Raw genomic sequence first — 11,885 nt, 5'->3', positions numbered from 1 at the left:
CGCCCTTCAGTCTTGCACTTACTTCGCGATCGTCTGCGCGCCCTTCAGGCGGCCGAACGCACCTTCGACCAGCGCCTTCTGCTGCTCGTAGTGCTTCGCGTAGTAACCGACCGCCGGCGACGCCGAAGCCGGACGTCCGCTGTACGCCAGCTTCTGTCCTTCCTTCATGCCGTCGCGCAGATGGTGCTCGACGTAGAACCAGGCGCCCTGGTTCTGCGGCTCGTCCTGCACCCAGACCACTTCGGTCGCGTTTTCGTACTTCTTCAGTTCCGCGTCGAACTGCTTGTGCGCGAACGGATAAAGCTGCTCGATACGCACGATCGCAACGTCGTTCGACTTCGACTCGCGGCGATGCGCGACCAGGTCGTAGTACACGCGGCCCGAGCAGACCACGACGCGCTTGACCTTCTTCGGCTCGATGGCGCCGTCGACTTCGCCGATCACCGGCTGGAACGAACCCTTCGACAGCTCCGACAGATCCGACACCGCTTCCTTGTGACGCAAGAGCGACTTCGGCGTCGCGATGATCAGCGGCTTCCTGAACAGGCGAATCATTTGGCGGCGCAGCAGGTGGAACATCTGTGCCGGCGTGGTCGGCTGGACCACTTGCATGTTGTGATCCGCGCACAGTTGCAGGAAGCGCTCGATGCGCGCCGAAGAGTGCTCCGGACCCTGGCCTTCGTAGCCGTGCGGCAAGAGCATCGTGAGGCCCGACACGCGGCCCCACTTCACTTCGCCCGACGAGATGAACTGGTCGATCACGACTTGCGCGCCGTTCACGAAGTCGCCGAATTGCGCTTCCCACGCGACGAACGTATTCGGTTCAGCGGTCGAATAGCCGTACTCGAAGCCGAGCACCGCTTCTTCCGACAGCACCGAGTCGATCACGTTGAACTTGGCCTGGCCTTCCGCGATGTTCTGCAGCGGAATGTAGGTGCCGTCGTTCCAGCGCTCGCGGTTCTGGTCGTGCAGAACGGCGTGACGGTGCGTGAACGTGCCGCGCCCCGAGTCCTGGCCCGTCAGACGCACCGCATAACCGGATGCAACCAGCGACGCGAACGCCAGATGCTCGCCCATGCCCCAGTCGAGCTTCGCTTCGCCTCGGCCCATCGCGCGACGATCGTTGATCACGCGCTCGACGAGCGGATGCAGCTTGAAGTTCTCGGGGATCGTGGTGATGCGCTCGGCGAGGCGCTTCAGTTCCGCGAGCGGGACGGCCGTGTCGGCGGCGTCGGTCCACTTGCGGTTCAGGAACGGCACCCAGTCGACCGCGTACTTGCTCTTGTAGTTCGAGAGCACCGGGTCGATGGTGTGATGGCCTTCGTCCATCGCGTGACGGTATGCCTTGACGTAGTCGTCGGCGTCCTGCGCCGTGATCACGCCCTGCTGCACGAGCTTTTCCGCATACAGCGCGCGGGTGCCCGGGTGCTTCGCGATCGTCTTGTACATCAGCGGCTGGGTGACGGCCGGCGTGTCCTGCTCGTTATGGCCGAGCTTGCGGAAGCAGATGATGTCGATCACGACATCCTTGTGGAACTGCATCCGGAAGTCGATGGCAAGCTGCGTGGCGAGCACGACCGCTTCGGGGTCGTCGCCGTTCACGTGCAGCACCGGCGCCTCGATCATCTTGACCACGTCCGAGCAATACAGCGTCGAGCGCGAGTCGCGCGGGTCGGAGGTCGTGAAGCCGATCTGATTGTTGATGACGATGTGCAGCGTGCCGTGCGTGCCGTAGCCGCGCGTCTGCGCGAGGTTCAGCGTTTCCATCACGACGCCCTGGCCGGCGAAGGCCGCGTCGCCGTGGATCTGCACCGGCAGAACCTGCATGCCGTTTTCGTCGCCGCGACGGTCCATCCGAGCCTTCGACGACCCTTCCACCACCGGGTTGACGATTTCGAGGTGCGACGGGTTGAACGCGAGCGACAGGTGCACCGGGCCGCCATCCGTCGACACGTCCGACGAGAAGCCCTTGTGGTACTTCACGTCACCGGCCGGCAGGTCGTCGACGTGCTTGCCTTCGAATTCGGCGAAGAGATCGGCCGGCATCTTGCCGAGCGTGTTCACGAGCACGTTCAGACGCCCGCGGTGCGCCATGCCGATGATGATCTCCTGCACGCCGTTCTTGCCGCCGTGACGCACGACTTCGTCCATCGACGCGATGAAGCTTTCGCCGCCTTCCAGCGAGAAGCGCTTCTGGCCGACGTACTTGGTGTGCAGGAAGCGCTCGAGGCCTTCGGCGGCCGTCAGGCGATTCAGAATGTGCTTCTTCTTTTCGGGCGAGAAATTCGGCGTCGAGCGGATCGACTCGAGCTTTTCCTTCCACCAGCGCTTTTGCTCCGGATCGCTGATGTACATGAACTCGGCGCCGAGCGTGCCGCAGTATGTATCGCGCAGCGCCTTGACGATCTCGCGCAAGGACGCCTGTTCGAAGCCGAAGTAGAGGTTCTGGGCATGGAACGTCTGGTCCATGTCCGACTCGGTGAAGTCGTAGAACGCGGGTTCGAGCTCGGGGATATGCGGACGTTCGCGACGCTTGAGCGGATCGAGATTGGCCCACAGCGAGCCGAGGAACCGGTACGCACCGATCAGCGACTGGACGTAGACCTGCTTTCGCGCGGTGGCAAGGTCGCCGGTGCCTTCGCGCGGAATGAAGGCATTGGCCTTCGCGCGCTGGGCAAACGATTCGACGATCGGGCCATGGGCCACGTCGTTGTGGTTCGTGCCATCGGAGGCCGGCACGTTCTGCAACGCGTCGAAATAATCACGCCAGGTGTCCGGGACGGACGCGGGATTATCCAGGTAGGCTTCGTACAATTCTTCGACGTACGGAGCATTGCCGCCGAACAAATAAGAGTTCAGCTGGAATTGCTTCATCATTTTTACGCTCACCTTTCTTCGAGTTTCTCGAGAAATAGCGGGTTAAGAAACCTTCCGCGACACGGCCTGACCGTTTAGCGGATTGCGCGAATCAAGTCTGCTTGGAAGGACCTAAAAATCGGCAACACATTTGTCTAGCATAGCACAAACGCATAGTCGATATAGCCGATGGTCGCAGTCACAGTCGCAGGCAAACGCGGCTGCAACAGGCATCTGAGGGCGATCGGTCGATTAAGCAAGAGCCTTTCGCAGAACGCGGCGCGCACAAAAAAGCCGCCCGAAGGCGGCTCTCTCTCTCTGGCATCACGCGAGGCGATCGACTCAGTCGACCGCGCCTTCGCGGCTCGCGCGACGGCGCTCGTGTTCCTTCAAATGACGCTTGCGCAGGCGAATCGACTGCGGCGTCACTTCGACGAGTTCGTCGTCGTCGATGAATTCGACCGCGTATTCCAGCGACATCTGGATCGGCGGCACGAGGCGCACGGCTTCGTCGGTGCCCGACGAGCGCACGTTGGTCAACTGCTTGCCCTTGATCGGGTTCACGACGAGATCGTTGTCGCGGCTGTGAATGCCGATGATCATGCCTTCATAAAGCGCATCGCCCGGCGACACGAACATGCGGCCGCGATCCTGCAGCTTCCACAGCGCATAGGCGACAGCCGCGCCGTCGTCCTGTGAGATCAGCACGCCGTTGCGACGCTCGCCGACCGAGCCGTCCTTCACCGGCGCGTACGAATCGAACGTGTGGCTCATCAGGCCCGTGCCGCGCGTGAGCGTCAGGAACTCGCCCTGGAAGCCGATCAGGCCGCGCGCCGCGATCTTGTATTCGAGACGCGTGCGGCCACGGCCGTCGGACGCCATGTCGAGCATTTCGCCCTTGCGGCGGCCGAGTTCTTCCATCACGCCGCCCTGGTGCGCATCTTCCATGTCGACGGTCAGGTTTTCATACGGCTCATGCTTCACGCCGTCGATTTCCTGCATCACCACGCGCGGACGCGACACCGCAAGCTCGTAGCCTTCACGACGCATGTTCTCGACGAGAATGGTCAGGTGCAGTTCGCCGCGGCCGGCTACTTCGAACGTGGTTTCGTCGCCGGTTTCCTTCACCCGCAGCGCGACGTTGTGGTTCAGTTCCTTCATCAGGCGGTCGCGAATCTGGCGGCTCGTGACGAACTTGCCTTCACGGCCGGCGAGCGGCGACGAGTTCACGAGGAAGTTCATCGTGAGCGTCGGTTCGTCGACGGTGATCATCGGCAGCGCTTCCGGCGTTTCCGGCGCGCAGATCGTGACGCCGATGCCAATTTCATCGATACCGTTGATCAGCACGATGTCGCCGGCCTGCGCTTCCTCGACCTGCACGCGCTCCAGGCCACGGAACGACAGCACCTGGTTAATCTTGCGATTGATGATCGCGCCGTCCGGACCCGAACGCACGGCGACCGGCATGCCCGGCCTGATGCGGCCGCGCGCAACACGGCCCACGCCGATACGGCCGACGTACGTCGAGTAATCGAGCGAGGTGATCTGCAACTGCAGCGGCGCATCCGGATCGGACGGACGAACCGGCACGTGTTCCAGAATGGCTTCGAAGAGCGGGCGCATCGTGCCTTCGCGCAGTTCCGGGTCGAGGCTCGCGTAGCCGTTCAGGCCCGACGCGTAGACGATCGGGAAATCGAGCTGCTCTTCGGTCGCGCCGAGCTTGTCGAAGAGATCGAACGTCTGGTTGATCACCCAGTCGATGCGCGCGCCCGGACGGTCGACCTTGTTGATCACGACGATCGGCTTGAGACCGAGCGCGAGCGCTTTCTTCGTCACGAAGCGCGTTTGCGGCATCGGGCCTTCGACAGCGTCGACGAGCAAGAGCACCGAGTCGACCATCGACAGCACGCGCTCCACTTCACCGCCGAAGTCCGCGTGTCCCGGCGTGTCGACGATGTTGATGTGCGTGCCTTCGTATTCGACCGCGCAGTTCTTCGCAAGAATCGTGATGCCACGTTCCTTTTCGATGTCGTTCGAGTCCATGACGCGTTCGACGACGGCCTGGTTTTCTCGGAACGTGCCCGACTGGCGAAGCAGTTGGTCGACGAGCGTAGTCTTGCCGTGGTCGACGTGGGCAATGATGGCGATGTTGCGGAGGGCGCGAGTCATAGGATGTATACAGTTGGGCGCCGTCGGTGCGAGCCTGAGTAGCTCGCCTGGTAGCTCACTCGGTGACTCGAGCAAGGAAACTCGATGTCTGAATCGAGCACTTGGCGCAATGGGAACCCAAAATTATAGCACGCGGATGTGTCCGCTTCTCAGCGCTTTTGGCGGCGCATGGCAATAGGACATAACCCGCAATGTTCTCGCAGAGTTTGATCTTGCGCAAAGCCGGAGCAAGGCGCGCCCTCCACAGCACGAAACTTTCGATCCGGGCCGCGCTTTTAAGCGTCTCCATAAACTCCTTGCCGCGTCAAACAACCGCACCTATAATCCTGCCTAGTCAACTATTGCAATCGCACGAGAATCCATGAGCGACGCGCCCACTCCTCCCACTCGCATCGGCGACTACCAGCTCGGCGAGAGCGTCGGCTATCTGCTGAGCCGGGTGCGCTCGACGTTGTGGAACATGGTCACGCAGCACACCACGGCCGAACTCGGCATCACCAGCACGCAGGCGAGCATCGTGTTCATGCTGGCGGCTGGACAAGGCGTCACGGCTGCCGATCTCGCGCGCGAATACGGTATCGATGCAAGCGCGGTGACGCGACTGATCGACCGGCTGGAAAAGCGCGGCCTGCTGTCACGCGTGCGCAGCGAGGAAGACCGGCGCGTCGTGCGCCTGGCGCTCACACCAGAAGGCTACGCGCTCGCCGAGAGAATTCCGGCTATCTTCACGCGCGTCCTGGACAAGCTCCTGATGGGCTTCACGCCCGAAGAAGTCGGCTTCCTCAAGAGCATGCTGAGACGCGTCCTCGCGAATTCGTGCGATCCGGGATGCGCCGTCCTCGCGGGCGCCACGGCTGACAAATCGTCTGGCGCACCATTGCGCTGACAATAAACTTTCGTCATGAATCTGAAAGAAATTGATTGCAACGTCCATCATCCGTCCAACCAGACGAGCCGAGCGATGAAAGACCTCTCCTCCGCTTCTTGCAGCACGGCGCGCGGCGCGATCGCGGCGGCAGTCGCGGCGCTTGCGCTGGCCGGCTGCGCGAACTACGCCGGAATCAGCAGCGACAAGCAGCTCGCCGCGCCCGAAACCTTCGAAAGCACGCAGAGCCTGCCCGTGCAAGGCGGCCAGTGGCCGACGCTTAACTGGGCAACGCAGTTCGGCGACCCGCAATTGCCGCAACTGATCGACGAGGCGCTCGCCGGCAATCCGTCCATCGCGCAGGCCCAGGCACGGATCGCGAAGGCTTCGTCGTATATCGAGACCTCGCGCTCCGCGCTCTATCCGAAGGTCACGGGCTCGTACTCGTGGACCCGCGAACTCTACTCGGCCAACGCCCTCTTCCCGCCGCCCTACGGCGGCACGTGGTACAGCGAGAACAATGCACTCGTGAGCGCATCGTGGGATCTCGACCTCTGGGGCAAGAACCAGGCGCGGCTCGCCATGGCCGTGTCGCAGGAAAAGGCCGCGGAAGCCAACATGCAGCAGGCGCGCGTGACGCTCGCCGCATCGGTGGCGAGCACCTATAACCAGCTTGCGCTCCTCTACGCGCTGCGCGACGTTGCCCAGCGCGAGATCGCCAATCGCAACGACGTCGGCCGCATCACGAACGGTCGCGTTGCCGCGGGCCTGGACACGAACGTCGAGCGCCGCACCGCCGAGGGCAACGTGGCGACCAGCCAGTCGAACCTCACCGAGCTCGACGGCCAGATCACGACCACGCGCTACCAGTTGGGCGCGCTGCTCGGCAAGGGCCCGGATCGCGGCCTCTCGATCGCCAACCCGATCGTGAATCCGAAGTTCGACGTGGCGCTGCCGGACAACGTGCCCGCCGATCTCGTCTCGCGCCGTCCCGACCTCGTGGCCGCGCGCTGGCAGGTCGAATCGGCGACGCACAACATCAAGGAAGCGAAAGCCGAGTTCTTCCCGGACATCAACCTCGCCGCGGCGTTCGGCTTCGATGCGTTCGGCTGGAGCAAATTCCTCCAGGCGAGCAGCCGTCAGATCCAGGCGGGCCCGGCGATCCACCTGCCGATCTTCGACGCCGGCTATCTCCGTTCGCAGTTGAAGGGCCGCTACGCCGACTTCGACCTCGATGTCGCGAACTACAACCAGACGCTGATCAACGCGCTGAACGACGTCGCGACGCAAGTCGCCGCGATCCGTTCGCTCGACCGCCAGATGGGCGACGCCGAGCGCGCGCTGGCCGCCGCGACGAGCGCCTACAACCTCGCCGTGATCCGCTACAAGGCGGGGTTGTCGCCGCAGTTGCAGGTATTGTCGGCGGATGAAAACCGGCTTTCGAACGAGCAGACCGTCACGAACCTGCGGATGAAGCGCCGCGATCTCCAGATCGGCCTCATCAAGGCACTGGGCGGCGGTTTCGATGCGACGAGCACGAATCTCGCCATCGACGGCAGCGGCGAAACGCACGCAGCCGCCGCGGCGCCGGCTCAACAGCCGGCCCCAGCCCAATAAGCAGCGAATCAAGAACAAAGCACTACCGAACAGGACAGGAAACGGAGCCATCCATGAGCGACCCTCAACAAACCGCCGCCGCGCCGGCGTCCGCGCCGAAGACGAACACGACCAAGCGCCGCACGCTGATGACGCTGATCGTGCTCGTCATCATCATCGCTGCCGTCGCGTACGGGCTGTATTACTTCCTGGTCGCGCGCTTTCACGAAAGCACCGACGACGCCTACGTGAACGGCAACGTCGTGCAGATCACGCCGCAAGTGGTCGGCACGGTGACTTCGGTGAACGCCGACGACACGCAGACGGTCAAGGTCGGCGATCCGCTCGTCGTGCTCGATCCGGCCGACTCGAAGGTCGCGCTCGATCAGGCCGAAGCGAATCTCGCGCAGACGGTGCGCCAGGTCCGTACGCTGTTCGTGAACGACAACCAATACGAAGCGCAAGTCGCGCTGCGCAAGTCGGATTTGTCGCGCGCGCAGGACGACCTGCGCCGCCGCATGACGATCGCGCAAACGGGCGCCGTGTCGCAGGAAGAAATCTCCCACGCGCGCGACGCCGTGCGCAGCGCACAGGCCGCGCTCGACTCCGCCCAGCAGGAACTCGCGTCGAACCGCTCGCTCACGTCGAACACGACGATCGCGAGCCACCCGAACGTGCTCGCGGCCGCCGCGAAAGTCCGCGATTCGTATATCAACTACGCGCGCAACACGCTGCCGGCACCGGTCACGGGCTACGTGGCGAAGCGTTCGGTGCAGGTCGGCCAGCGCGTGTCGCCGGGCAATCCGCTGATGGCGATCGTGCCGCTGAACGCCGTGTGGGTCGATGCCAACTTCAAGGAAGTGCAACTGAAGCACATGCGCATCGGCCAACCGGTCGAACTGACGGCTGACCTGTACGGTTCGAGCGTCGTGTTCCACGGCAAGGTGATCGGGTTCTCGGCAGGCACCGGCTCGGCGTTCTCGCTCTTGCCGGCGCAAAACGCCACCGGCAACTGGATCAAGGTCGTGCAGCGGCTGCCCGTGCGCGTCGCGCTGGACCCGAAGGAACTGGAACAGCATCCGCTGCGCATCGGCCTCTCGATGAACGCCGACGTGACCATCAAGAGCGAAGAAGGCGGCCAGCTCGGCACCGCGCCGAACACGGTCTACCAGACGAACGTCTTCGACAAGTACGGCGACCAGGCCGACGCGGAAATCGCCCGCATCATCCAGGAGAACGCCGGCGCGGCTGTCGGCGCGCAAGGCTCGGTGTCGCGCACTGCGAAGCCCGCTGCATCGAAGCTGATGTAAGCGCCGCCGCGACTCGAGGTTTCTCACATGTCACAGCAAAACGTCGTTCATCCGCCGCTCGAAGGCGCGAAACTCGTGATCGGCACGATCGCGGTTTCGCTCGCGGTGTTCATGAACGTGCTCGACACGTCGATTGCGAACGTCTCGATTCCGTCGATTTCGGGCGACCTCGGCGTTGCGTCCGACCAGGGCACGTGGGTCATCACGTCGTTCGCGGTCGCCAACGCGATCTCCGTGCCGCTCACCGGCTGGCTCACGCAACGCTTCGGCCAGGTGCGCCTGTTCCTCTCGTCGATCGTGCTGTTCGTGATCGCGTCGTGGCTGTGCGGGCTCGCGCCGTCGCTGCCGTTCCTGCTCGCCGCGCGCGTGTTCCAGGGCGCGGTCGCGGGGCCGATGATCCCGCTCTCGCAGACGCTGCTGCTCGCGAGTTATCCGCGTGCGAAGGCGCCGATGGCGCTCTCGATGTGGTCGATGACCACGCTGATCGCGCCGGTCGCCGGCCCGATTCTCGGCGGCTGGATCTCCGACAACATCTCGTGGCCGTGGATCTTCTACGTCAACATTCCGGTGGGCATCGTGGCGGCAATTGCGACGTTCGCGATCTTCCGCGAGCGCGATTCGGCGATCCGCAAGGCGCCGATCGACACGGTCGGGCTCGCGCTGCTCGTGATCTGGGTCGGCTCGCTGCAGATCATGCTGGACAAGGGCAAGGACCTCGACTGGTTCAACTCGACCACCATCGTCGTGCTGACGCTCGTCGCGGTGATCGCGCTGGCGTTCTTCATCGTGTGGGAGCTGACGGCGGAGCATCCGGTCGTCGACCTGTCGCTCTTCAAGCTGCGCAACTTTACCGGCGGAACGGTCGCGCTTTCGATCGGCTACGGGCTCTACTTCGGCAATCTCGTGCTGCTGCCGCTGTGGCTGCAGACCGACATCGGCTACACGGCAACCGACGCCGGGCTCGTGATGGCGCCCGTCGGCGTGTTCGCGATCCTGCTCTCGCCCGTGACCGGCAAGTTCCTGCCGCGCACCGACCCGCGCAAGATCGCGACCGCCGCGTTCCTCATCTTCGCGCTGTGCTTCTGGATGCGCTCGCGCTACACGACGGGCGTCGACACGTTCGCGCTGACCATGCCGACGCTGATCCAGGGTATCGCCATGGCCGGGTTCTTCATCCCGCTCGTGTCGATCACGCTGTCCGGCCTGCCGGGGCACCGGATTCCGGCGGCTTCGGGCCTGTCGAATTTCGTGCGGATCATGTGCGGCGGCATCGGCACGTCGATCTTTTCGACGGCGTGGGAACATCGGTCGATCGTGCATCACGCGCAGCTCGTCGAGCAGGCGAATGCGTATAACCCGATCTTCGCGAATTCCATCGGACAGATGGGCGCGGCCGGCTTCGACCAGTCGCAGGCTTACGGGCTCTTCAACAGCATGGCGACGCAGCAGGCCGCGCAGTTGGGCGTGAACGACCTGTTCTATCTGTCAGCGGGGATTTTCGTCGCGCTGATCGCGCTGATCTGGATCACGAAGCCTGAGCGTTCGGGCGGCGGGGACTCGGCGGCGGCGGCATCGGCGGCGCATTGACGACGCGTTGACCGCTTAGCCGCACGCACGCGAAAAAAAGCCCGGATCGATCCGGGCTTTTTCTTTTCAACGCGCTTAGTTCGCCGTCGCGGTGACGACCAGCCGTTCCGGCGCGAGCACGCCTTCGCCGGCCTTCGCGACGCCGAGTAGCCGAGCGTCTGCCTCCGCATACACGCGCACGCGGCCATCTTCGAGCGGTTCCACCGACACTTCCGACAGCTTCAGCCGCTGACCATGCAGAAAGCGCCGCGTGGCATCGGCATCGAGACGGACGGCGGGGAACGTCGAAAGCAAAGCGTCGACCGGTTGCAGCCACGTGTCGCGCTCAGCTTCCGCGGCATCCGACAGCACATCCAGCGTGACCGCATGTTCCAGCGTCAACGCGCCGACGCCGGTGCGGCGCAGCGCCACGAGATGCGCGCCGCAGCCGAGCGCCTCGCCGATGTCTTCGGCAAGCGTGCGCACATACGTGCCCTTGCTGCACAGCACGCGAAACGTCACGTCCGGCAGCGCGCACGCGATCAGTTCGAGCGCGTGAATCGTCACCTGCCGGCCCTCGCGTTCCACCGTCTGTCCGGCGCGGGCATATTCGTACAGCGGCTTGCCATCGCGTTTCAGCGCCGAATACATCGGCGGCACTTGCGTGATTTCACCGCGAAACTTCGCGAGCGATGCGAGAACCGCCGCTTCGTCGCACGTCACGTCGCGAGATTCAAGCGCCTCGCCTTCGGCATCGCCCGTCGTCGTGCGGATGCCGAGGCGCATCGTCGCTTCATAGGTCTTGTCGGCTTCGAGCAGGTCTTGCGAGAACTTCGTCGCCTCGCCGAAACAGAGCGGCAAAAGCCCCGTCGCGAGCGGATCGAGCGTTCCCGTATGCCCCGCCTTCTTCGCGAGATACAGACGCTTCGCGCGGATCAGCGCGTCGTTGCTGGAAAGCCCGAGCGGCTTGTCGAGCAGCAAAACGCCGTCGAGCGCGCGGCGCGGAATCTTCGGACGCGCCGGTGCATTCGAACCCTTCATCGGTCAGGCGCCTTCCTCGTCGTCCTTCGCGCGCGTGGCGTTGGCCTCGTCGATTAGCTTCGACATCTCGACCGCGCGCTCGATCGTCTGGTCGTAGTGGAAATGCAGCGTCGGCACGGTATGGATGTGGAGGCGCTTGAACAACTGGTTGTGCAAATGCCCGGCCGCGTGATTCAAGCCGTCCTGCGTCTGCTGAGGATCGCCCGTCAAGGTCGTGAAATAGACTTTCGCGTGCGCGTAATCGGGCGTCAGTTCAACGCTTTGGATCGTCACCATTCCGACGCGCGGGTCCTTCACCTCGCGCATCAGCGCCGACAAATCGCGCTGGATCTGATCCGCGATCTGCACGTTACGGTTCGGGGAAGTACGTTTCTTGGCCATGATGGTTTCCTTATATTGCTGCGCCCGCGCCCATAAAAAAAAGCGGAGCGGACCGAGAGGCCCGCTCCGCCTTGTTTTACGGCGGGCAATCTTACAGCGTA

8 protein-coding genes are annotated in these 11,885 nt (G+C 63.7%); 4 read left to right on the top strand and 4 right to left on the bottom strand.

Features of this window, described 5'->3' with window-relative positions; genetic code table 11:
* Window positions 1-18 precede the first annotated feature (18 nt).
* Entirely contained in the window at window positions 19-2,877 is a 2,859-nt protein-coding gene (locus tag AWB68_RS00040; protein ID WP_087642327.1) for a 2-oxoglutarate dehydrogenase E1 component, read from the bottom strand.
* Window positions 2,878-3,198: 321 nt separating this feature from the next.
* Window positions 3,199-5,025 (bottom strand): translational GTPase TypA, encoded by a 1,827-nt coding sequence (gene typA / locus AWB68_RS00035; RefSeq protein WP_087642326.1) that lies wholly within the window; start codon window positions 5,023-5,025, stop codon window positions 3,199-3,201.
* Window positions 5,026-5,386: 361 nt separating this feature from the next.
* On the opposite strand from typA, the gene AWB68_RS00030 reads away from it, so the two are divergent.
* The 4 genes from AWB68_RS00030 to AWB68_RS00015 all read left to right on the top strand — a co-directional run bounded on the left by AWB68_RS00030 (window position 5,387) and on the right by AWB68_RS00015 (window position 10,383).
* A complete protein-coding gene (locus AWB68_RS00030; RefSeq protein WP_087642325.1) occupies window positions 5,387-5,911 on the top strand; it encodes a MarR family winged helix-turn-helix transcriptional regulator in 525 nt (174 codons plus the stop codon).
* A gap of 75 nt (window positions 5,912-5,986) precedes the next feature.
* Window positions 5,987-7,507, top strand: a complete 1,521-nt coding sequence (locus AWB68_RS00025; RefSeq protein WP_087642503.1) for an efflux transporter outer membrane subunit — start codon at window positions 5,987-5,989, stop codon at window positions 7,505-7,507.
* A 53-nt stretch (window positions 7,508-7,560) separates the two neighbouring features.
* Entirely contained in the window at window positions 7,561-8,796 is a 1,236-nt protein-coding gene (locus AWB68_RS00020; protein ID WP_087642324.1) for an HlyD family secretion protein, read from the top strand.
* 27 nt (window positions 8,797-8,823) lie between these two features.
* Window positions 8,824-10,383 (top strand): DHA2 family efflux MFS transporter permease subunit, encoded by a 1,560-nt coding sequence (locus AWB68_RS00015; RefSeq protein WP_087642323.1) that lies wholly within the window; start codon window positions 8,824-8,826, stop codon window positions 10,381-10,383.
* A gap of 75 nt (window positions 10,384-10,458) precedes the next feature.
* Here the strand turns inward: AWB68_RS00015 and truB are convergent, their stop codons facing one another.
* Together truB and rbfA are read right to left on the bottom strand one after the other, a co-directional pair.
* Window positions 10,459-11,403, bottom strand: coding sequence for a tRNA pseudouridine(55) synthase TruB (gene truB / locus AWB68_RS00010; RefSeq protein ID WP_087642322.1), 945 nt, complete (start codon window positions 11,401-11,403; stop codon window positions 10,459-10,461).
* A gap of 3 nt (window positions 11,404-11,406) precedes the next feature.
* A complete protein-coding gene (gene rbfA / locus AWB68_RS00005) occupies window positions 11,407-11,784 on the bottom strand; it encodes a 30S ribosome-binding factor RbfA (RefSeq protein ID WP_087642321.1) in 378 nt (125 codons plus the stop codon).
* Window positions 11,785-11,885: the final 101 nt, after the last annotated feature.

Origin of the sequence: Caballeronia choica, from assembly GCF_001544535.1 — a bacterium.
GTDB classification, from domain to species: Bacteria; Pseudomonadota; Gammaproteobacteria; order Burkholderiales; family Burkholderiaceae; genus Caballeronia; species Caballeronia choica.
This window is presented reverse-complemented; position numbering and strand designations above follow the sequence as displayed.